The 22,060-nt window shown below is 71.2% G+C and carries 17 protein-coding genes and 1 tRNA gene; 7 read left to right on the top strand and 11 right to left on the bottom strand.

Annotated features, from left to right (window positions below):
- Positions 1 to 138: 138 nt before the first annotated feature.
- Positions 139 to 1,317 carry a PP2C family protein-serine/threonine phosphatase gene (locus tag ACFRIC_RS03260; RefSeq protein WP_382778893.1) on the bottom strand — a complete coding sequence of 393 codons (1,179 nt, stop codon included), beginning with the start codon at positions 1,315 to 1,317 and terminating at the stop codon, positions 139 to 141.
- 413 nt (positions 1,318 to 1,730) lie between these two features.
- On the opposite strand from ACFRIC_RS03260, the gene ACFRIC_RS03255 reads away from it, so the two are divergent.
- The 4 genes from ACFRIC_RS03255 to ACFRIC_RS03240 all read left to right on the top strand — a co-directional run bounded on the left by ACFRIC_RS03255 (position 1,731) and on the right by ACFRIC_RS03240 (position 5,407).
- Positions 1,731 to 3,839: a DUF1996 domain-containing protein gene (locus ACFRIC_RS03255; protein ID WP_382778764.1), complete on the top strand. Its 2,109-nt coding sequence runs from the start codon at positions 1,731 to 1,733 to the stop codon at positions 3,837 to 3,839.
- A 243-nt stretch (positions 3,840 to 4,082) separates the two neighbouring features.
- A complete protein-coding gene (locus ACFRIC_RS03250; protein ID WP_382778763.1) occupies positions 4,083 to 4,514 on the top strand; it encodes a hypothetical protein in 432 nt (143 codons plus the stop codon).
- 83 nt (positions 4,515 to 4,597) lie between these two features.
- Positions 4,598 to 4,671 (top strand) — tRNA-Met (locus tag ACFRIC_RS03245).
- Positions 4,672 to 4,813: 142 nt separating this feature from the next.
- Complete coding sequence (locus tag ACFRIC_RS03240; protein ID WP_382778762.1) at positions 4,814 to 5,407, top strand: uridine kinase; 594 nt, start codon at positions 4,814 to 4,816, stop codon at positions 5,405 to 5,407.
- Between the two features lie 103 nt (positions 5,408 to 5,510).
- Here ACFRIC_RS03240 and pflA read toward each other — a convergent pair whose 3' ends face one another.
- The 3 genes from pflA to adhE form a co-directional block, all read right to left on the bottom strand.
- Positions 5,511 to 6,338 carry a pyruvate formate-lyase-activating protein gene (gene pflA, locus ACFRIC_RS03235; protein ID WP_382778761.1) on the bottom strand — a complete coding sequence of 276 codons (828 nt, stop codon included), beginning with the start codon at positions 6,336 to 6,338 and terminating at the stop codon, positions 5,511 to 5,513.
- 74 nt (positions 6,339 to 6,412) lie between these two features.
- Entirely contained in the window at positions 6,413 to 8,677 is a 2,265-nt protein-coding gene (pflB, locus tag ACFRIC_RS03230; RefSeq protein WP_382778760.1) for a formate C-acetyltransferase, read from the bottom strand.
- A 61-nt stretch (positions 8,678 to 8,738) separates the two neighbouring features.
- Positions 8,739 to 11,429, bottom strand: coding sequence for a bifunctional acetaldehyde-CoA/alcohol dehydrogenase (gene adhE / locus ACFRIC_RS03225; protein WP_382778759.1), 2,691 nt, complete (start codon positions 11,427 to 11,429; stop codon positions 8,739 to 8,741).
- A 238-nt stretch (positions 11,430 to 11,667) separates the two neighbouring features.
- On the opposite strand from adhE, the gene ACFRIC_RS03220 reads away from it, so the two are divergent.
- Positions 11,668 to 12,120, top strand: a complete 453-nt coding sequence (locus tag ACFRIC_RS03220; RefSeq protein WP_355764289.1) for an NAD(P)H-dependent oxidoreductase — start codon at positions 11,668 to 11,670, stop codon at positions 12,118 to 12,120.
- A 34-nt stretch (positions 12,121 to 12,154) separates the two neighbouring features.
- Here the strand turns inward: ACFRIC_RS03220 and ACFRIC_RS03215 are convergent, their stop codons facing one another.
- The 3 genes from ACFRIC_RS03215 to ACFRIC_RS03205 all read right to left on the bottom strand — a co-directional run bounded on the left by ACFRIC_RS03215 (position 12,155) and on the right by ACFRIC_RS03205 (position 15,746).
- On the bottom strand, positions 12,155 to 13,804 hold the full coding sequence (locus ACFRIC_RS03215) for an FAD-dependent monooxygenase (protein ID WP_382778758.1): 1,650 nt from the start codon (positions 13,802 to 13,804) through the stop codon (positions 12,155 to 12,157).
- 124 nt (positions 13,805 to 13,928) lie between these two features.
- On the bottom strand, positions 13,929 to 15,107 hold the full coding sequence (locus ACFRIC_RS03210) for a PP2C family protein-serine/threonine phosphatase (protein WP_382778757.1): 1,179 nt from the start codon (positions 15,105 to 15,107) through the stop codon (positions 13,929 to 13,931).
- Between the two features lie 171 nt (positions 15,108 to 15,278).
- Complete coding sequence (locus tag ACFRIC_RS03205; RefSeq protein ID WP_382778756.1) at positions 15,279 to 15,746, bottom strand: hypothetical protein; 468 nt, start codon at positions 15,744 to 15,746, stop codon at positions 15,279 to 15,281.
- Positions 15,747 to 15,944: 198 nt separating this feature from the next.
- Between ACFRIC_RS03205 and ACFRIC_RS03200 the strand changes: the two genes are divergently transcribed.
- Positions 15,945 to 16,592 carry a TetR family transcriptional regulator gene (locus ACFRIC_RS03200; RefSeq protein WP_382778755.1) on the top strand — a complete coding sequence of 216 codons (648 nt, stop codon included), beginning with the start codon at positions 15,945 to 15,947 and terminating at the stop codon, positions 16,590 to 16,592.
- Positions 16,593 to 16,729: 137 nt separating this feature from the next.
- Here the strand turns inward: ACFRIC_RS03200 and ACFRIC_RS03195 are convergent, their stop codons facing one another.
- From ACFRIC_RS03195 to ACFRIC_RS03180, 4 genes are all read right to left on the bottom strand, one after another.
- The gene (locus ACFRIC_RS03195; RefSeq protein WP_382778754.1) at positions 16,730 to 18,292 is read right to left on the bottom strand and encodes an MFS transporter; all 1,563 of its coding nucleotides are present in this window, start codon (positions 18,290 to 18,292) and stop codon (positions 16,730 to 16,732) included.
- 304 nt (positions 18,293 to 18,596) lie between these two features.
- On the bottom strand, positions 18,597 to 19,418 hold the full coding sequence (locus ACFRIC_RS03190) for an FAD binding domain-containing protein (RefSeq protein ID WP_382778753.1): 822 nt from the start codon (positions 19,416 to 19,418) through the stop codon (positions 18,597 to 18,599).
- 260 nt (positions 19,419 to 19,678) lie between these two features.
- Positions 19,679 to 20,512, bottom strand: coding sequence for an ABC transporter ATP-binding protein (locus tag ACFRIC_RS03185; RefSeq protein WP_382778752.1), 834 nt, complete (start codon positions 20,510 to 20,512; stop codon positions 19,679 to 19,681).
- 163 nt (positions 20,513 to 20,675) lie between these two features.
- Entirely contained in the window at positions 20,676 to 21,410 is a 735-nt protein-coding gene (locus ACFRIC_RS03180) for a hypothetical protein (RefSeq protein ID WP_382778751.1), read from the bottom strand.
- A 185-nt stretch (positions 21,411 to 21,595) separates the two neighbouring features.
- On the opposite strand from ACFRIC_RS03180, the gene ACFRIC_RS03175 reads away from it, so the two are divergent.
- Positions 21,596 to 21,850 carry a DUF6479 family protein gene (locus tag ACFRIC_RS03175; RefSeq protein WP_382778750.1) on the top strand — a complete coding sequence of 85 codons (255 nt, stop codon included), beginning with the start codon at positions 21,596 to 21,598 and terminating at the stop codon, positions 21,848 to 21,850.
- Positions 21,851 to 22,060 lie beyond the last annotated feature (210 nt).

The raw sequence follows: 22,060 nt of genomic DNA, 5'->3' as shown, positions 1-22,060 counted from the left end.
CGTCGTCCGCCCCCCCCCCCCCCCCCGGCGGGGCCCCCCCCCCCCCCCCCGGGCCCCCCCCCCCCCCGGGGGGCGCCCCGCGGGCGGGGCCGCGGGCCGCCCGGGTGTGCCCGGGCCCGCCCGACGCCCCGGGCGGCCTCACAGCGGGAGGATCACCAGCGCCGTGTCGTCCGTGATGCCGTCGGGCGGGAGAAGGTCCGACAGCAGCGCGTCGGCGAGGGCCTCGGGCTCGGCCCGGCGGTGGTGGGCCAGCGCGGCGGCCAGGCGCCCCAGACCCACGTCGATGTCCTCGAGGCGGCGTTCGATCAGACCGTCGGTGTACAGCACGAGGGTGTCGCCCGCGGCGAAGTCCGTCGCGGCCTCGGGGCGCTCCACATGCTCCGGCCGGGCTCCCAGCGGCGGGTCGGTCGCCCCGTCCAGGAACTCCACGCTCCCGTCGCCGCGCAGGAGGGCCGGCGGAGGATGCCCGGCGCTGCTGTACGTGATGGTGCGGGTCTCCCAGTCGATCCAGGCCGTCACGGCCGTGGTGGACTCGGCGCCCTCCACGGAACGCGCGTACAGCCCGAGCACCTCCAGGGCGCGCGCGGGACCTTCGGCGGCCCGCGACGCGGCACTGAGGGCACTGCGCAACTGGCCCATGACGCAGGCGGCGGAGAGGCCGTGGCCCACGACATCGCCCACCGCGACCGCCATCCGCCCGTCGTTCAGCGCCACCAGGTCGTACCAGTCGCCGCACACGTTCAGCGAACTCGTGGCCGGTCGGTAGCGCACGGCCGCCCGGTGCGGCCCCACCTGGTCCGGTGAGGGCAGCAGGGCGTCCTGGAGGGCGACGGCGACCTCCCGCTCCCGGGCGTGGGCGCGCCGCAGGCGCTCGTTGAGCTCGTGCAGTTCGCGGGCCCGCGTGAACAACTCGGCCTCCAGCACCGGGCTCCGGCTGCCCTCCTCGATTCCGCCACGGGCGCGGATGAACTCGGTGACCTCCTCCACGCGGTGGACCACCAGCGCCACGGTGCCGTCCTCCCGGAGCACGGGGGAGTTGACCGGGCTCCAGTAACGCTCCTGCCAGACACCCGGCCGGTCGAGGGACTGCACGTCGTAGCGCTGCAGGGCCATGGAGTCGCGTTCCCCGGTCTCCACCACCCGGCGCAGGGACGCCTTCAGGTTCCGCATCCCGGTGGCCGCGGGGTCGCCCGGCCGGTCGGGGAAGACGTCGAAGAGATACCGGCCGACCAGTTGCTCGAGGGAGCGCCCGGAGTTGCTCAGATAGTCGTCGTTGGCGTCCACGAAGACCAGTTCGGGCGTGAGGAGGGCGACCATGCCGGGCAGGGCGTGGAAGACACCGCGGAAGTCGATCTCCGCTCCCGTCACTTTTCACCGCCTCGTGCCGCTGCCCTGGCCGTGCTCACGGTGGAAGCGGCGGAGCACCCTGCCCTGCTCCACCGGCCCCGGGCGGGACCGGGGCCGCGCCCGGGGCATACCCGTGGTGCAGTGTTCCCATCAGGCCATCGGTCCGCGCCCGGCGCAACCGCAGGGGGTGCGGGCCCCGCTCGCTCCCCCCGGTCCGCCCGGGGGGAAGCGGGCCTTCCGGCGTTCACCGGAGCGCCCTGGGGAAGTTGCTCCGTACGGGGTCGCTGTGAATTTCAGGGACGGCTGAACACAACGCGACCCGTGTGCGTATAGGGCCGGGGGATTTCCATGTCGAGCCGACCACGACGCGTAGGAGCACCACCTTGGGACGCAACAAGCGCAGACGCCCAACGGGCGCACGCCGCGCGACCTCTGCAGCTTTCGCACTGATATTGGGCGGAGGCGGACTCGTAGGAGTCAACGTCTACGCATCGGCGTCCGAGACCGGCGCGACGGACGCACAGGTCCTGTCCGCCGGCTCCGCCACCATCGACTGCCCCGATGTGGGCGAGCAGTTGAAGACGGTCCCGGACGCCGCGAAGGAGGGTGTCGACAAGGAACTGGCGGATCTGGACCAGCAGATCGCCGAGGCCTACCGCCAACTCCAGGCCGGTGCGGACCAGATGCAGCAGAACGGCGACAGCGGCGCCGACGCCGTGATGAATCCGCTGAAGGAGAAGCGGTCCCAGTCGATCGGCCGCATCGTGGCCGCCATCGACGCCGCGGGCGACCCGCCGAGCGGGCTCGACGGTTTCGCGGCCTGCACCCTGCGTCCCTCCGGCAACCAGCCCGGCACCGGGGCGGACACCGGCCAGAGCGCCGCGCCGCAGGACCAGGGCGGCGCCTCAGCGAGCGCGAGCGGCGCGCCGCAGGACCAGGGCGGTCAGCAGGGCGGTCAGCAGCAGGGCGCCCCGGCCGGCAACGGCCCCGTGGCCGGCGACTACGCCGACATCAAGTCCGTGCAGCCGAACGCCCAGAACCCGCAGCCCCAAGCCGACGCCTCCCAGGGCGAGTTCGTGTCGAGCTGCGGTGTGAACGCCAACGGCCTGTTCAACTCGGACAACGTGATCGTGGCCCCCGGTGTCAGCAACGGCGCCCACCACTTCCACGACTACATCGGCAACCAGTCCAACACCGCGTTCGCCAGTGACGACGACCTGGCCAAGGCCGACACCTCCTGCCAGGACAAGGGCGACAAGTCCTCGTACTACTGGCCCGTGGTGCGCCTCCAGAACGGAAAGCAGGAACGCGACGCGGGAGCCCCCGGCGGCGGGACCGAGGGCAACGCCGGTCAGATCGTCACGCCCAAGCAGGTCACGCTGACCTTCGTCGGCAACCCGCGCAGCAAGGTCACGGCCATGCCCCGCCTGCTGCGCATCATCACCGGCGACGCCAAGGCGTTCGTCAACGGGCCCGCGAACGCCAACGCCTCCTGGAGCTGCACCGGCTTCGAGGACCGGCAGTTGAAGGACAAGTACCCGCTCTGCCCGCAGGGCAGCGACGTCGTGCGCACCTTCAAGTTCCAGAGCTGCTGGGACGGCGCGAACATCGACAGCGCCAACCACCGTACGCACGTGGCCTTCGCCGACGCCCAGGGTAACTGCCCGGCCAACTTCAAGGCCATTCCGCAGTTGGTGCAGCGCATCGTCTACGCCATCGACGCGCCGAGCCTCCAGGACGGCGGCCGTACGTCGCCCCTGTTCGCGGTGGACTCCTTCCCGGAGAACCTCCACAAGCCGGTCACGGACCACGGCGACTTCATCAACGTCTTCGACGAAGGCCTGATGAACGACATGGTCGACTGCATCAACAACGGCAAGAAGTGCGGCGCGGGCGCCGGGGGCGACAACGGCAACGGCAACGGCAACGGCAATGGCAATGGAGGTGGCAACGGCAACGGGGGTGGCCAGCAGGAGGACCCGCCGGCCACCGACGAGCCGTCGCAGACCGCCGACCCGAACCCGTCCGAGGCGGACCCGAACCCGTCGGAGGCGGACCCCAACCCCTCCGAGGCGGACCCGAACCCCTCTGAGAACCCCTCCGAGGAGCCGGCGCCCACCGCGGACGACGGCAAGGGCGGAAACGCCGGTGACAACGGCGGCGGTCAGACCGCCGAGCCCACCGAGGACGCGCCGGGCACCGAGCCGGCCGGGGACGCTCCCACCGCCACGGTGGAGCCCAAGTCCGACGTGACGTCCTCGCCGCGGGAGACCGCGGGCGACGACCAGGGCGGCGAGGTGGGGACACCCGCGCAGACGCAGCCGGCCGCGGAGACCTCCTACCCGCCGGCCACGTCCGGCATCGAACCGCAGGCGGTCGGCACCGGCGGGCTCGCCGAGACCGGCGCGAACCTGTGGCCGGGCATCATCGGCGGGATCTGCGTGCTCGCCGGCGCCTTCGTGCTCTACCGGATCCGGCGCACCTACGGGTGACCCGGACCGGCCCGCCACGGGCGACTCCCGACGGATGAGCCCCGACGGAGGAAACCCGCCGGCGGAGTCCTGACGGACGATTTCCGAAGGACGATTTCGAGGGGGCTCGTGGCCTGTGAGGACAGGCCACGAGCCCCCTCGGCCGTGTCCCGGACGGCCGTCTCGACCGGCGCCGTGCGCGGATTCACAGCATGCTGGTGTGAGACGCGATCATGTCGTCCACATTGGGGAAGGCGAAGCTCCATGGACGCATCAGAGCAGGCACCGGATGACCGGCCCCTCGACCTGTACCTCGAAATGCTCCGCCTGCGCATGGATCCGGCGGACTACGCGCTCTTGCTACGCATGGTCGAGCCCGTACTCGAAGCGATCAGGGAGGAGAGGGTGGGAGCGATCGAACTGTGTCTCGACGGCGCGGAACCCGACAGCGTCCCGCAGGAGGTCCGTGACGAGGCGTCCCTCGTGGTCGCCGTCGCCGTCACGGGACGTCTGGACAACCGGATCGTCGAGCTGGAGACCGAGGAGATCGGTGTCGTCCGGGTCGTCACCGATTCGGGTACGGCGGACGATCCCGAGCGGTGCAGGGAGATCGCCGACTTCATCGGAGAGCGGCACCGTCAGGACGAGGAGCTGCGGGGTATCGCCGAGGTGAGCGGTCTGCCCACCGACGTGTGACCGCTCGCGGAGCGCGCGCCGGCCGACGGCGGGCGATCATGGTCACGGGACCGGAAAACGTGACGTAGAGTTGTGTTCACCGACGCGGGGTGGAGCAGCTCGGTAGCTCGCTGGGCTCATAACCCAGAGGTCGCAGGTTCAAATCCTGTCCCCGCTACTCGAAGTCAGAGGGGCCGACACCATATGTCGGCCCCTCTGCCGTGTGTTCCGCCGCGCCCGTCCGGACCCGTGAGTCGTCGGAACCTACGAGTGTGCCGAATCGGCCTGAACGCGGCACCCGGCGCGGCCACAATCTCCCCATGACGAAGATCGAAGCTGTCGCGGAGAGCGTCGTGGCCGCCGCTCGCGCCCGCGGCAACCAAGGACTGGTGCTGATCGCGGTGGACGGCATGGGCGGGTCGGGCAAGTCGACCCTGGCGTCGGCCGTGGCACGGCTCGGCGGCGGTGTGGTCGTGCACGGAGACGACTTCTACCGTCCGATGGACCCGGACGAACGCGCCGCACTGACGCCCACGGAGGGGTACGACCGCTACTTCGACTGGCAGCGGCTGCGCGACGAGGTCCTCACCCCGCTCGCCACGGGCCACGACGCGCACTACCGGCGCTACGACTGGCCGACCGGGTCCCTGGTGACGGACGAGCTGTGCGCCGTCACCTGCGACGGCATCGTCCTCGTCGAGGGCGTCTACACCGCCCGGCCCGAACTCGTCGACCACTACGACCTGGTCGTCTACGTGGACACCCCGCCCGAGGAGTCCATGCGCCGGCTGCGGGCCCGCGGTGACGATCACGGACCGATCGACTGGGAGGCCCGCTGGCGGCTGGCCGAGGAGCACTACCTGATCACGACCCGCCCCCGGGACAGGGCGCATCTCGTGGTCCCCGGCCACTGAAGGCCGAGGGCCGGACCATGCACGTCACCGCCTCCGGTCGCCCGGCCGGAGGCGGTGCGCGGGGAGCGCCGGGCGGGCCGGGCGCCGGCGGATCAGCGGATCGTCATACGGCGTACAGGCCGTGCGAGGCGAAGACGGAGCGGGCCTCGGCGATCTGGGCGGCGCTCGGGACGGGGGTGGAGGCGAGCGTGAAGTTCATGCCGAGGCCCGCCCACTTGTCGGCGCCGAACTTGTGGAAGGGCAGCACGTCGACGCGCGTGACGTTGCCGAGGGACGCCGTGAAGGCGGCGACTCCCGCCACGTTCTCCGGGGGGTCGGTCAGCCCCGGGACCAGGACGAAGCGGACCCAGACCTCCTTGCCGAGTGCGGCCAGACGACGGGCGAACACCAGGGTCGGCTCCAACTGACGGCTGGTGAGACGCATGTAGAGCTCGCGGTCCCAGGACTTGATGTCCAGGAGCACCAGGTCGACGCTGTCCAGAAAGGCGTCGGTGGCACGCGCGCCGAGGAAGCCGGAGGTGTCCAGGGCGGTGTGCAGGCCCAGGTCGTCGTGGCAGCGGCCCAGGATCTCGCCGGTGAAGTCCGGCTGGAGCATCGGTTCGCCTCCGCTGACGGTGAAGCCGCCGCCCGCGGCGCGGATGAACGGCACGTACTTGGCCGCCTCCGCGACGACCTCGTCCGTCGTGGCGCGCTTGCCGTTGCTCATCCGCAGGGTGTCGGGGTTCTGGCAGTACAGGCAGGCCAGCGGGCAGCCGGCCACGAAGAGGACGAAACGGGTGCCGGGACCGTCGACGCCGGTCGACAGGTCCCAGGAGTGCACCGACCCGGTGCGTGGCCCGGTGCCGCGCTGCGGGACGGCCTCCTCGACCGGCCGGTCGGGGTCGGTGGAGACGAGGGGCAGCAGAGCGTGTCCCGGCTGGATCAGGGTCATGACGAAGCCTTCTTCCGTCGTGGCGGTTCCCCGGGAGCGCGGTGCGCGGTCCGCGCTCCCCGGGAGGCGGACGGCTACAGCGACCCGTGGAAGGTGCGGCCCAGCACGTCGAGCTGCTGCTCGCGCGTCAGTCGTACGAAATTGACCGCGTAACCGCTGACCCGGACGGTGAGCTGCGGGTACTTCTCCGGATGCTCCATCGCGTCCATCAGCGTGTTCCGGTTGAGCACGTTGACGTTCATGTGGAAGCCCTGGGAGGTGACGAACCCGTCCAGGACGCCCGCCAGGTTGCGGATCCGGTCCTCGGGGGTGCGGCCCAGCGCGTCGGGGGTGATCGTGTTCGTGAGCGAGACCCCGTCCTCCGCCTGCTCGTACGGCAGTTTGGCCACCGACAGCGCGCTGGCCACGTATCCGTGGGTGTCACGCCCGTTCATGGGGTTGGCGCCCGGCGAGAACGGCTCGCCCGCGCGGCGGCCGTCGGGGGTGTTGCCGGTCTTCTTCCCGTACACCACGTTCGAGGTGATGGTGAGGACCGACTGGGTGTGCTCGGCGCCCCGGTAGGTGGGGTGCTTGCGCACCTTGCGCATGAACTCCTCGACCAGCCACACCGCGATCGCGTCGGGCCTCTCGTCGTTGTTGCCGTACGCCGGGTAGGCGCCCTCGATGCGGAAGTCCACGGCCAGTCCCGTCTCGTCCCGCACCGGAGTGACCTCGGCGTACTTGATCGCCGACAGGGAGTCCGCGGCGACCGAGAGGCCGGCGATGCCGCACGCCATGGTGCGCCGGATGTCACGGTCGTGGAGTGCCATCTCCAGCCGTTCGTAGGCGTACTTGTCGTGCATGTAGTGGATGACGTTGAGGGCGTGGACGTAGGTCTCGGCCAGCCACTCCATCTGCCGGTCGAGTTTGCCCAGCACCTCGTCGTAGTCCAGCGTCTCGCCGGTGACGGCTCCGGTGGCCGGGCCGATCTGGGCGCCGGACAGTTCGTCCCGGCCGCCGTTGATCGCGTACAGCAGTGTCTTGGCGAGATTGACCCGGGCGCCGAAGAACTGCATCTGCTTGCCGACCTCCATCGCCGAGACGCAGCAGGCGATGGCGGTGTCGTCACCGAAGCGCGGGCGCATCAGTTCGTCGGACTCGTACTGCAGGCTAGAGGTGTCGATCGAGACCTGCGCGCAGAACTCCTTGAAGCCCTGCGGAAGCGCCGGAGACCAGAACACCGTCATGTTCGGCTCGGGCGCGGGCCCCAGGTTGTACAGGGTCTGCAGATAGCGGAAGGAGGTCCGCGTCACCAGCGTGCGACCGTCCGAGCCGATGCCTCCGATGGACTCCGTGACCCAGGTCGGATCGCCGGAGAACAGCTCGTCGTACTCCGGGGTGCGCAGGAACCGTACGATCCGCAGTTTGACGATGAAGTCGTCGATGATCTCCTGCGCCGAACTCTCGTCGAGGATCCCGGCGTCGATGTCCCGCTGGAGGTAGGCGTCGAGGAACGTGGAGGTGCGGCCGAGGGACATGGCCGCGCCGTTCTGCTCCTTCACCGCCGCGAGGTAGGCGAAGTACAGCCACTGCACGGCCTCGCGCCCGGTGCTCGCCGGACCCGAGATGTCGGATCCGTAGGAGGCGGCCATCTCCTTCAGCTCGCCCAGCGCGCGGATCTGCTCGGAGATCTCCTCGCGTTCGCGGATCACCTCCTCCAGGCGTGAGGCGTCGCGGGGCATCGCGTCCAGGCCGGCCTTCTCCTCCTGCTTCGCCCGGATCAGCCGGTCGACGCCGTACAGCGGAACCCGGCGGTAGTCGCCGATGATGCGGCCCCGGCCGTAGGCGTCGGGCAGGCCGGTGACGATGCCCGCCTTCCGGGCCGCCCTGATCTGCGGGGTGTACGCGTCGAACACCCCGGCGTTGTGGGTCTTGCGGTACTGGGTGAAGACCTTCTCCAGCTCCGGCGAGACGGGATAGCCGTAGGTCTGCAGCGCCCCGGCCACCATCCGCCAGCCGCCGAAGGGCATGATCGCCCGCTTCAGGGGCGCGTCGGTCTGGAGACCGACGATCAGCTCCGTGTCCTGGTCGATGTAGCCCGGCGGATGGGCGGTGATGGTGGACGGGACGTCGTACGACACGTCCAGGACGCCCTTGGCGCGCTCGTCCGGGAACAGATCGGTGATCCTCTTCCACACGGCCGTGGTGCGCTCGGTGGGACCGGCCAGGAAGGAGCTGTCCCCTTCGTACGGGGTGTAGTTCTGCTGGATGAAGTCCCGTACGTTGATCTCGTCCCGCCACAGACCTCCCCGGAAGCCGTCCCAGGCGCTCCGGACGGGCCGCTGCTGCTGCGTGGTCATCGGTGTACGACTCCTTCGCCGTCGATCGGGGTCCGGTCGTTCCCGCGCCGTCCGCGGGGGCTCACACCGGGTCGCCGTAGTAGGCGCGGCGCATCAGTTCCTGCATGTCGGCGAGCATCGGCAGCCTCGGGTTCGCGGGCGCGCACTGGTCCTCGTAGGCGTTCATCGCCTGCTCGGGCAGGGCGTCCAGGAACGCCGCCTCGTCGACCCCGGCGTCCTTGAACGACCGCGGGATGCCGACCTTCTCGCGCAGTTCCTCCAGCGCGTGGGCCAGGGACTCCACACCCTCCTCCGGGGTGTCGGCCGGCAGGTTCAGCATCCGGGCGACGTCCTGGTAGCGCTCGGGGGCGATGTACTCGTGGTACTTCGGCCAACTGGTGACCTTGGTGGGCGCCGACCCGTTGTAACGGACGACGTGCGGCAGCAGCAGCGCGTTGGTGCGGCCGTGCGCGACGTGGAAGGTCGCGCCCAGGGTGTGCGCCATGGCGTGCACCACGCCGAGGAACGCCGAGCCGAAGGCCATGCCGGCGATGGTGCCCGCGTTGTGCATGCGTTCCCGGGCCACGGGGTCGTTCGGCCCGTTCACCACGGCCTGTTCGAGGTTGTCGAAGATCAGCCGGATGCCCTGGAGCGCCAGCCCGTCGGTGAAGTCGTTGGCGTACACCGAGACGTAGGTCTCCAGACAGTGCGTGAGCGCGTCGAAGCCGGAGTCCGCGGTGATGGCCCTGGGCAGGTTGAGCGTGAGCGCCGGGTCGCAGATGGCGACGCTCGGCGTCAGCGCGTAGTCGGCCAGCGGGTACTTCTGCCCGGTGGCGGTGTCGGTGATGACGGCGAACGGGGTGACCTCGCTGCCGGTGCCCGAGGTGGTCGGGATGCACACCAGGTCGGCCTTCTGCCCCAGGTCGGGGAAGGTGAACGCGCGCTTGCGGATGTCGAAGAACTTCTCCTTCAGGTCCCCGAACTCGACCTCCGGGTGTTCGTACATCAGCCACATCACCTTGGCCGCGTCCATCGGTGAACCGCCGCCGAGGGCGATGATGGTGTCCGGCTCGAAGTGGCGCATCATCTCGGCGCCCGCGCGCACGGTGTCGATGCTCGGGTTGGGCTCGACGTTGTCGATGACCCGGACCTCGGTGGGTTCGCTGCGGCGCCGCAGGACGGTGCGGATCCGCTCCAGGTGGCCGATCTCCACCATGGTCTTGTCGGTGACGACGACGACCCGGCTGCCGCGGCGCATGTCGGCCAGGTACTTGACGGAGTCACGCTCGAAGTAGATCTTCGAGGGGATCTTGAACCACTGCATGTTGTTGTTCCGCCGCCCGATCCGCTTGATGTTGATCAGGTTGAGCGCGGTGACGTTCCCGGAGACCGAGTTGCTGCCGTACGAGCCGCAGCCCAGGGTCAGGGACGGCATGAACGCGTTGTACACGTCACCGATTCCGCCCTGCGAGGTGGGCGCGTTCCAGATCACCCGGCAGGCCTTGACGGCGTGCCCGTACTCCTCGGCGAAGGCCGGGTCCTCGGTGTGGACGGCGGCCGAGTGGCCCAGACCGTTGAACTCCACCATCTCCGTGGCCAGTCGAACGCCGTCGGCCCGGCTGTCCACCGTCAGCACGGCCAGCACCGGGCAGAGCTTCTCCCGGGTCAGCGGCTCCTCGACGCCGACCTCGGAGACCTCGACCAGGAGCACCGAGGTGTCCTCGGGCACCTCGAACCCGGCACCCTCGGCGATGGCGACCGCGCTCTGCCCCACGATGTCGGCGTTCAACTGGGCGCCCGCGCAGTCGCGTCCGCCCTGCTGTTCGGCGCCGACACCGAAGAGGTACGCCTCCAGCAGCGCCTTCTCGTGGTCGTTGACCGTGTACGCCTTGAGTTTGCGGAACTCCCCGATGGCCTCGTCGCGGATCTCCCGGTCCAGGATCACGGCCTGTTCGGAGGCGCACACCATGCCGTAGTCGTAGGTCTTGGAGAGCACCACGTCGTTGACCGCACGGCGGATCCGGGCGCTCTTCTCGATGTACGCGGGCACGTTGCCGGCCCCGACGCCCAGCGCGGGCTTGCCGCAGCTGTAGGCGGCCCGGACCATCGCGTTGCCGCCCGTGGCCAGGATCGACGCCACCCCGGGATGGTTCATCAGGGCGCTGGTGGCCTCCTTGGAGGGCCGCTCGATCCACTGCACGCAGTGCGCGGGGGCTCCGGCGCGCACGGCCGCGTCCCGGACGATCCGGGCGGCCTCGGCGGAGCAGTTCTGCGCGGCCGGGTGGAAGCCGAAGATGATCGGGTTGCGGGTCTTCAGCGCCATCAGGGCCTTGAAGATGGTGGTGGACGTGGGGTTGGTGACCGGGGTGACGCCCGCGATCACCCCGACGGGCTCGGCGATCTCCACGATCCCGTCGATGTCGTCGCGCCGGATCACGCCGACGGTCTTGACGCCCTTCATCGAGTGGGTGATGTTCTCGCAGGCGAAGATGTTCTTGACGGCCTTGTCCTCGAAGACGCCGCGCCCGGTCTCCTCGACCGCCATCATGGCGAGCCGGGTGTGCTCGGCGAGCGCGGCCAGACTGGCCTTCTTCACTATGTGGTCGATCTGCTCCTGGGTGTAGTCGGCGTACTCGTCCAGTGCCTCCAGGCCGCGAGCGACCAGCTCGTCCACGTCCTGCTCGACCCCGGCGGAGCCGGACCGGGCGGTGGGGGCGGAGGCTGCTCCGGCCCCGGAGGTGTGCTGGCCGTCCTTCTTCTTGCGGCTGGTCATCGGATCACCCTTCGGTCTAGGTGTGCCGAAACAGCCGGGCTTCAGCGGCTCCGGATTACTTCAAGCCTTGCACCGTGGGCCCGATCGTGCAGCCGGGCGGAAGCCCGCCTTCCGGCATGTGCGTGGCGTGTGACGGACGGTGTCGGAGCGCGGATCTCCGGGGGTGCGGAGGAAGACGGACGTTGGCGCGGCGGGTGGTGCTTGCGGTGGTGCCGGGCGGCGCGGCAGGGTGCGGGGTGTGCCTACTCTGCTGATCGTGCATCACACGCCCTCGCCCAACTGCCAGGCCATGTTCGAAGCCGTGCTCTCCGGCGCGACCGCGCCCGAGATCGAGGGCGTCCAGGTGGTGCGGCGGGCGGCGCTGGAGGCCACCGCGTCCGACGTGCTGGCCGCCGACGGCTATGTGCTCGGCACCCCGGCCAACCTCGGGTACATGTCGGGCGCCCTGAAGCATTTCTTCGACCAGGTCTACTACCCGTGCCTGGACGCCACGGCCGCGCGCCCCTTCGGCTACTACGTGCACGGCGGGAACGACGTCACGGGGGCGGTGCGCGGCATCGAGTCCGTGACGACGGGCCTCGGTTGGCGCCGTGCGGCCGAGGCGGTGAAGGTGACGGGCGAGCCGGGCAAGGCCGACATCGAGGCGTGCTGGGAGCTCGGCGCGACCCTCGCGGCCCAACTGATGGACTGAGTCCGCCTGTTGGCTTCGAGGAGGGCCGACGCCGTCACCGGGTGCCGGAGTCGGCCGGGGCGAAGGTGCGGGCGAGGTGGGCGGTCAGCTCCGCCGCCGTCGGCGGGCGGAGGCGGGCACCGACATAGCCGTCCGGGCGGACCAGGAAGGCGGTCGCCCCGTCGGAGACCCCGTAGAGACGGGCGAACTCGCCGAGCGTGTCGATGTACTGCGGCGGGCCGGCGGTGTCCGGGGCGCTTCCGGCGGGCCGGATCACACAGGTGCCGACCCGCCCCGAGGAGAACTCGTCCGCCGCTTCGGCGAGTTGTCGGCCCTGCTCGCCGTCCCCGTAGACGAGCAGCACGTGCCCGCGGTCGCGCAGGAGGTCGTACAGGCGCAGCGGGAACGCGGCGATGTGCGCCGTGAGGCCGGTGCAGTCGGGCGCCCGGTCGCCCGGCTGGGGGCCGGGGCATTCCGCGGCCGGGCCCACGAGCGGGCTGCCGCGGTATCCGACGAGGAGCTGTGCCTCGCGCAGCATCACGGTCGTCGGGTCGTCCGGGTCGGCCTGGACGCCGTGTGCCGCGTGGCGGACCGTGCGCGCGACGACCTCCTCGCCCACGGGCCGCCGCTCGGCGTCGTAACTGGCGGTGAGTTCGGGGTGCGCGCCGCCCTCGACGGCGAGGGCGAGTTTCCAGGCCAGGTTCCAGGCGTCCTGGATGCCGGTGTTCATACCCTGGGCGCCCGTCGGCGGATGGATGTGCGCCGCGTCGCCCGCGACGAAGACGCGGCCGTCGCCGTAGCGGTCGACGATCCGGTGGCTGATGCGGAAGACGGAGGACCAGCGCAGGCGGGAGGCGGTCGCGGGTCGTGGGGACATCCGGTCCAGCACCGCCTGGATGTCCGAGAGCGCGGGCGCGACGCTGCCGTCCAGGCCGTGGGCGACGCCGTCGGACGGGTCGCCCGGCCCGTCGTTCCGCGCCGCTGCGGAGAGTTCGGGCGGGACCATCATCGAGGTCCGGTAGCGGCTGTCGCCGGGCAGCGGGATGCACACGAGGATGTCGTCCACCGCGCCGTCGCCGTCGTGGTGCATGGCACGGACGCCGTAGCCCGGCGGCATGTCCCAGTCCACCTCGACATCGCCCAGCATGTACTCCTCGGGGAACGCGCTCCCCTCGAAGCTGAGACCCAGCTTCTTGCGCACGACGCTGTGCGCGCCGTCGCAGCCCACCAGATAGCGCGCCCGGACCTCCTCCTCGGCTCCGGACGCCGATCGCAGGGAGACGGTCACACCGGCGGCGTCCTGGTCGAACGAGACCAGTTCCGTGCCCCGTTCGATCGCGGTCCCGAACCGAGCGAGGTGTTCCTCCAGGATGCGTTCCGTCTCGTACTGCGGCAGGGCCGCGAAGCCGTACGGCACCTCGGGCGGCAGGGCGAAGTCGATCCGGGCCTTCTCGGCGCCGTTGACGTAGGCGAGCTGCCCGTACATCGGTGCCGCCGCCTCCAGGACGGTGCGGGTGAGCCCCATGTGGTCCCAGATCTCCAGCGTGCGCGGCTGGATGCCCACGGCCTTCGCGTACGGGAGCCGCTCCGGAAGGCGGTCGACGATACGGCAGCGGACCCCGCGCCTGCGCAGTTCCGCGGCCGCGGTGAGACCCACCGGGCCCGCGCCCGCCACCAGGACGTCCGTTGCGAAGGTGTGGGCCACAGGAGCCTCCCTGGGTGTGCCCCCTGCGTCGAGTCGATCTCCCTCCATCGTGGCCCCGCGGCGACCGGCCTCGCCACCGGGCATGTGCGCGCGGCGCGGGCCGGGGCGCCCCTGCGCCGGTGGTTCAGCGTTGCGCGGGAGGGGGCGATCCGTCGGTGGGAAGCCGGTGATGGCCGTCCAGGGGGTGGTGGGCGAGGCGGAGGTGGTGCGCGGCGGTGCGTTCGATGACCAGGAAGGCGGCGTCGTCACCGGGCTGGTCGCCGATGTGCCGGACGAGGTCGTCGTGGATCTGGCGCAGCAGGACGTCGGGGTTGGAGGCGGCGAAGCCGGCGACGCGCTCGGCCAGCGGGTAGAAGGCGCCCTCCGGGGAGCGGGCCTCGATCACGCCGTCGGTGTACAGCAGCAGGAAGTCGCCGGCCTCGAAGGTGAACGGATCGGTGTGGTGGCTGGAGGCGGGCAGTTCGCACATGCCCAGCGGGGGCACGGGGTGGCGTGCGTGCAGGACGCTCACCTGGTGATCGCGCAGGAGCAGCGGCGGCGGATGACCGCAGTTGATCATTTCGACCTGTCTGCCGTCGTCGGGGATGTCGAGGACGAGCGCCGTGACGAAGTGCTCGCCCGGGTCGTGCTCGGTGTCGGCCACCTCGTCCAGGTCCCGGCACACGCTCACCTCGAGGGCTGCCGTCAGTTCGGGCAGCGTGGCGTAGCGGTGGGCGCCCTCGCGGAAGGCGCCCAGCACGACTGACGCCTCGCCGATGGCGGCCAGCCCCTTGCCCCGGACGTCGCCGATGATGACGCGGGTGGACGCGTCGACGGCCCGGGTCACCGCGAACAGGTCGCCGCCGATCTGCGTGTCGTCGTCGGCGGCCAGGTACAGCCAGGCCACGCGCAGCGGGCCGATCCGGCGCGGTGGCGGCCGCAGCAGCACCCGTTGCGCGGTCTCGGCGACGGAGCGGGCCCGCACGAGTTCCTGGGCCCGTCGCTCCCGTACCCGGCAGACGAACACGACGAGGGCGGAGAGCACCACCAGGGCGATGAGCTGGGCGATGTGATTGGTGGTGCCGATCCCGCCGTGCAGGATGGCGACGACCACCTGGGCGGCGACCGCCAGGACGCCGACCAGGGCCGTCAGGGCGGGGCCCGCGAGCGAGGCCGTGAGGGTCGGTGCGATGACGAGCAGGGGCCCCAGGTGGACGTCGGTGGGGGAGCGGATGTCCACCACGGTGATCACGACGATCAACGCGAGCGGGATCGCCACCAGACCGCGACCGGACGGTTGTTCGACGAGACGGTCCACTGACATGCGCCGGATACCCACATGCCCCATTTTGTACCTGTTTCTGTGGCTACGGGGTTCCGGACGGTGTTCACCGTCGGCGAGTCCGGCGCGGGCGCCGGTGCTCGGGTGACCCCTTGGGGCGGCCTCGGGCGGGGCCCCAGGCGCGCGGTGCCGGGTCCGCGAGGGACCCCGGCGTCAGTTCCACAACGGGTAGCTGACCTTCTGCGCGTATCCGTCCGGGTGGTTCTGGGTGTAGGTGAGCGTCATCTGCGTGTAGTGCCGCAGGTGGGGGTTCTTCTTCCACTGCTGCGGGTGGTCCAGCCGGACGACGACCGGGTACGAGTGGAACTTGCCCGCCGCGCAGTACGGCTTGCAGTCGTTCACCATGTTCACTCCCCGGGCGACCGCGGAGTCCTGGTTCCACTGCGACCAGTGGAGCGAGACGAGGCGGCTGTTGCCGTCGCCGCAGGCCAGGATGAACTCGGCGGGGCGCACGTCCGGATGCCAGAAGCAGTCCACGAGTACGGGGGACGCCTGGCGGTGCCGCGCGGGGTGCGAGGTCGCGTGCGAGGTCGCGGGGGTGGCGGAAGCGGTACCCATCACCGCTGTGAGCGCCGCGGCCGCGCAGATGGTGAACGCGGTCCGGATCGAGTTTGTGCGCATATCAGCTCCGTGCGGGACGCTCTTTCGTGTGGCCGTCGAGGTGTCGGCTCTGGCTCGACGCTACGGCCTCGATGTGTGATGTACCACTCATTCGGATGAACGATGCCATTTCGTAAGAAGAGGTCGACATCGGTACACAGGGTGGCGGATCGGAACGCCCCGCAACCGTGCCGGACGGCGCCTTAGAATTCGTCCGTGATGAATAAACCCGGTGGGCAGCGCGGTCGCAGGCCGGGAAGCCCGGACACCAGGGCCGCGATCCTGGAGGTCGCCCGGCGCCGCTTCCTGGAGGACGGCTATCACGCGGTGACCCTCCGGTCCGTCGCCGCCGAGGCCGACGTCGATCTCGCGCTGATCAGCTACTACTTCGGATCGAAGAAGGGGCTGTTCGGTGCCGCGCTGGCGCTGGGCGCGAACCCGGCCGAACTCCTCGCGCGGGTCGTGGAGGAAGGGGACCTCACCACGTTCCCCGAGCGGGTCGTCCGTCAGGTCGTCGCCGTCTGGGACGACCCCGTGACGGGGCCGCCCCTGCTCGCGATGATGAAGACCGCCATCGACGACGACTCCCTCGGCGCACTGGTGAAGGAGGCCCTGGAGCGCGAGATCGTCGACCGGATCGCGACCCTCGTGCCGGGACGGGACGCCCGTCAGCGTGCCACCGCGTTCACCACGGTGATCGCCGGGCTGATCGCCACCCGCTATCTGCTGCGCCTGGAGCCGATCTCCTCCATGACGACCGACGACCTGGTCCGCCTCATGAGCCCACAGCTGCGCCAGGCCCTGCGCGGCCCCGGACGCCCGGCCCGGGACACCGGGGCCAGGGGGCGACCGGCCGCGCGTCCCTGACGCACCGGCTCCGTACCGTCCCTGCCGTCCTTCGACCGGGGGCCCCGGCGGCCGGATGCCCGCGCCCCGCGCGGCGTGCGAAAGACCGGCGCCTCGCACCGCGCGAGGCACCGGTCTTCGAGACGGCGGAGTACGGCTCAGAGGTACGAGGGCTGCTCCGGCGCGCCGGAGGTCTCTGGGACCTCGTGAGCCTCGGCGGACTCCTCGGGCCGCGGGGCGGAGCGCAGCAGCGCCGCGACGGCGACGGCGGCCAGGACGGCGGCGGCCGAGGCGCCGAGGAGCGCCACGTGCATGCCGTCGACGAAGGCGGTCGTCGCCCGGCCGGAGACCGGGCCGCCGATGGCGTGGGCCGCGGCCAGCGAGGAACGGGCCGCGTCCGCCACCTGCTGCGGCAGACCGGGCAGGCTCAGGTGGTCGCGGTAGGCGGCGCTGAGCAGGCTGCCGAGGACGGCGATCCCCAGGGCGCCGCCGAGCTCCCGCGCCAGGTCGTTCATGGCCGAGCCCACGTTCTGCAGCGACCGCGGCAGGGCGTCCGTGATGGAGGTCGTGGCCGGTGTCATGGCCAGCCCCATCCCCGCGCCCAGCGGCACGAGACCGGTCGCGATCAGCCAGTACGGGCTTGACGCGTCCAGCAGGGAGAGGATCCCCATGCCCGCCGCGACGCCGACGAGACCGGCCACCCAGGGTCCCCGGAAACCGAACCGGCCGACCAGCACCGGGGCCGCCCGGGAGACCGGAACCATGGTCACGGCCATCGGCAGCATGGCGGTCGCGGCCATCAAGGCGCTGTCGCCGCGCACCAGTTGCAGGTACTGCATCATCACGAAGATGAACCCGAAGAACACGAAGAACTGAAGCATGATCGACAGCGAGCCCGCGGCGAAGTGGCGGTTGCGGAACAGCCGGGGATCGAGCAACGGGTTCTCGCGGCGCAGCTCGAAGAGGACGAAGCCGGCCAGCACGACCAGACCCAGCCCGATCCCGGCGAGCGTGACCGGGTCGGCCCACCCGCGGGTCGGCGCCTCGATGACCGAGTAGACGAGCGCCACCAGACCGGCCACGGCGAGCAGGGCGCCCCCGACGTCGAGCCTGGGCTGCTTCGCTTCGGCGGACTCGGGCACGAACAGCAGCGTTCCGATCAGGGCCACCAGGGCCAGAGTGACGTTCAGCAGGAACACCGAGCGCCATGACCAGCCCTCCAGCAGGGCCCCGGAGGCGAACAGTCCCACCAGCGCGCTGGCTCCGGCGACCGCCGCCCAGACGCTCACCGCCCGCGCCCGCTGAGCGCGCGGGAACGTCGTGGTGATGGTCGACAGCGTGGCCGGCATGACCAGCGCCGCACCCACACCGAGGACGCCCCGCAGCGCGATGAGCGCCGACGGCTCGGTCGTCAGCGCGGCGGCGGCGGACCCGGCGCCGAAGATCGTCAGCCCCGCGATCAGGGCCCGCCTGCGGCCGAACCGGTCACCCAGCGCGCCGGCCGGCAGCAGCAGCGACGCGAACACGAGGCTGTAGGCGTCGATGATCCAGGACAACTGCGTCTGCGAGGCATGGGTCTCGCGGGCGAGATCGGGAAGCGCCACGTTGAGCGAGGCCATGGCGGCCACCACCGTGCCGAGGGCGACGCAGGTGACCACCAGAACCAGGTTGTGTCGTACGGCCGGTGCGGGACCGGCGGCTGGGGTGCGGGTGGAGGGCATGGGCTCCGTCCTTCGTCCGAGCGGTCCGGGAGGTTCCCGGTGCCTGGACCCAGAGTCGGGAGTCGGCCCTGCGATTTCCACGTTGATGAATTACGGATGCGGCCCGTCGGCCGGTGCCCCGGGGCCGCGTCCGTACCCGGCCCCCGCACCCGAGTCGGGCGGAGACGCCGGTCAGCGGGCCGGGGGCCCCGGGCCCGCGGACGGCCGGGGACGAGCGCGCCGACGCCCCCGTCCCCGGATCCGTACGACCGCTCACCACCTGTTGAATTTCCGGTCGCCTGTGTCGGGGGCCGGGGGAGCGGCCCTAGTGGTCGGTGGAGAGTGCCAGAAGGTCGGTCACCTGTCGGGCGACGAGATCCCATGCCGGGGCCGGGAGCCGGCCGAGGGAACCGTCCCGCAGTGCGTGCAGGGCCGCCTCGGTGTCGCCCTGGTACACGGCGTTCTCGCTGAACACCTCGTCCTCGGAGCGGACCGCGACGCGGAGGAGGGTGGTGCCGGTGGTGGTGCCGCTGGTGGTGTCTGTGCCTGCGCCTGTGCCGTTGCTGTCCTGGTCCCCGACGCCGTCTCCGATGCCGTCACCGTCACCGTCGCCGTCGCCGTCGACGGAGTGCAGGGCGGCGGCGACGACCAGCGGCGACGGTCCGCCCGGCTCGGCCGGGGCCTTGACGTAGTTGCTGGTGACCGGTGTGCGCCAGCGCAGGCTCAGGAGCAGATGACGTTTGGCGATCACCTCGGCCAGATCGGTCTCGGTGACACCCTCCGGCTCCAGGACCACCGCGCGGGCGTCCAGGACGAGGGCCGCGGGGAGCAGGCAACGCAGCGTGCTGCCCACGATGTTGCCGCCCACCGTGGCCGTCCGGCGGACCGCGCCGGTCCCCACCGTGGAGGCCGCGCGGCGCAGCACCTCCGGTACACGGCCGTCGATGCGGTTCAGCACCACGGCCGCGCCCAGGGCGTCGGGCTCGATCGTGTTGGCCTCCGGGAGTTCACGCAGCGACATGGCGTGGTCGGGGAACCCGTCCCGTTGCCAGGTGGCCCACACCAGTGTGGCGCCGCCGATCGGCACCGCCCCTTGGGTCAGGTACTCCTGTGCTTCGGACACGGACGTGGGCAGACGCAACAGCACGACAGCCGACCTGCTTTCCTGGTGACTTGGCGGCGGGGTACTCGGTGTCTTGGCGAAAAGACCGTCGACAGGCGCATTTTCGCCGTACGGACGGGGGCGCGTACAGGGCACACTCCATCAACTGGTGCGCCCCGCCATGCGGTTGGGCCCACGTCGGGGGACCTCACCGGGGGCGGCCCACACGCGCTGTCCGCACTCGACGGGCGGCCATGGCGCCCGTCGCTTTCCTTTCCCGCGCCGCGAGTTGCTTCGTACCGCTGTCAACTACCCTGGTGGGAGCCGGAATAGGCAGCCCATCGGCCGCCGTGCCGGACCACGCTGATCCGCCGGCCGAAGCAATCGGTCATCCGGGAATCGGTCAGGGTGTCCTCGACGGGCCCCTGCGCCAGGACGCGCCCCTCGCGCAGGAGCAGCGCCCGGCCGACGGCCGGGGACAGCTCCTCCAGGTGGTGGGTGACCGTCACGGTGGCGAGGTGCGGGCGGCTCTCGGCCAGCCGCTGCATCGCTTCGACGAGGTCCTCCCGGGAGGGCAGATCCAGGGCGTTGAACGGCTCGTCGAGCAGGAGCAGGGCCGGCTCGGCCATCAGGGCCCTGGCGATCAGGACGCGGGCCCTTTGCCCGCCCGAGCAGACCCCGTACGGCCGGTCGGCCAGCTCCTTGATGTCCAGTTCGGCGAGCAGTTCGTGAGCGCGCCGGCGCACCTCGGCGTCGTACTTCCGCCACAGCGGCTGTACGGTCCCGGTGTGGCCCGTCAGGACGACGCCGTGGGCGTCGAGGTCCTGCGGTACACGCTGTGCGGTGCTCACATGGCCGATACGGGCGCGCAGCTCACGTACGTCGACCCGGCCGAGCCGGCAGCCGAGCACCTCGACGCTCCCGGTCGTCGGATGCATCAGCGCGCCCAGCAGACGCAGCAGGGTGGTCTTGCCCGCGCCGTTGGCGCCGAGCAGGGCCCAGTGCTCACCGGCCCGTACCGTCCAGTCGATCTCCGAGAGGATCACCTGGCGGGTCGTGTGACGGTGGACGCTCACGTCGCGGAGGGCGACCACCGTCCCCGGGCCGCCGGCGTCCGGCTCGGTCCGCACCTCGGCCATGTCCGCTCTCCCCTCGATCGGTCGTCGCGTCTCGCAGAGTAGATGCAGCGCGCATCTTGTTGCTGGCGCGTCCGCTGGGTGGACGGCGCAGGGTCGCGCTCGGCCAGGTCGGCCGCGAGCGCGCTGAGCCGAGGGACGCCCTTCCACCGTGGGCGGCTCACGATCACTTCAGGATGTTGACGGCGCGGGACACCACCAGCACCACGGTGACCAGGGAGACGGTGGACTGGAGCATCATCAGCATCTTGGCCCAGCGGGACAGCGGCATCACGTCGGTCGGGCTGAAGGCGGCGGAGTTGGTGAAGGAGAGGTACAGGTAGTCCAGGAACGCCGGTTCCCAGTCGGGCGGCGCGGATTCGGGGCTCTGCATCTGGACGAAGAGGAAGTCGGCGTACTGGCGGTGGCCCATCATGCGGTTCGCCGGCCCGCCCCGGTCCAACTCCCAGAACCACAGGGCGAACACGATGACGTTGGTGAGCCAGATGTTGCCGCCGGTCAGCAGCAGCGTCGTGGCGTTCGTCCCTTCGCCGCCGTGGACGAGGCCCCGCACCAGCTCGGCCGCGGCCCAGCCGTTGGCCAGGCTGATGAGCCCGATGAGGGCCAGCCCCAGCGACCGCAGCCACTTGTTCCGGGGCTCGACCCGGCGGGGGTTGGCGGCGACGAGCCCCAGCAGCAGGACCACTTCGAGGGCCGGCAGCACGCCGAACGGCAGGAGGGTCAGCCGCTCCGGAAGCTTGAGCTGGAGGACGACCGCCACCAGGATCGCGGCGGTCACCGCCCAGCGCGGCTCCCCGTGCGTCACCCTCCGCCAGGCGGGGGCCACTTCACGTTCACCGGACTCCAGGAGCCGTTCGATGCCGATGAGCCGGCTCTGGGTGTCGTTCGATCCGTCGTTCATGCGGGTGATTGTCGCGCGTGGCCCCGTACGTCGCGGCGCTCCCCGTCGTCGGTGGGCCGTCGCCGAACGGCAGGCAGGGTGCGCCGTAGCGCGATCGGCCGCCGAAGCGGTGGGGGCCGCTGGGCCTCCACGCGCCACGGCCTGCGGAAGTGGGTGCTTTGCGAGGATCTGGGTACCCGGCATCCATGATCGACGAAGCGCACACCACACTGGCCCTTTCTTCCATGGGCGCTCTCTGGCTGACGGTGGCGGGTGTCGCTGTGGTCGCCGTCCTGATCGCGGCATTCGTTGTCGGCGGTCGACGTGCCACCCGGCGCAAGGTGTCCACCCCGGCGCCGAACACGGAACAGGCCCAACGGGCCCTGGCCGACCCCGCACAGCGCGGCGAAGGCTGGAGCACTCCCGATGACGACCCCGAACAGGGGAGCCCCCGCCGCTGACCGCGGACGGATGTGAACCGGCGCCCGGCCGGCGACAGAGGCGGCGCGACCCGCGTGCCTTCGAAGACCTTGACCTCGCGGTTCGGCTGCCCGAGCGAAGACCTTGACCTCGCGGTTCGGCTGCCCGAGCCGGAATCCGTCGGGGCGCGGGGGATCGGCCGCGGGCCCCCCGCGGGCGGCCGGGACCCCCTCCACAGGGGGGGGGGTGGT

This window comes from Streptomyces sp. NPDC056738, assembly GCF_042790435.1.
Lineage (GTDB): Bacteria > Actinomycetota > Actinomycetes > Streptomycetales > Streptomycetaceae > Streptomyces.
The sequence above is the reverse complement of the archived record's forward strand: the minus strand, read 5'-3'. Positions and strand labels throughout refer to the sequence as shown.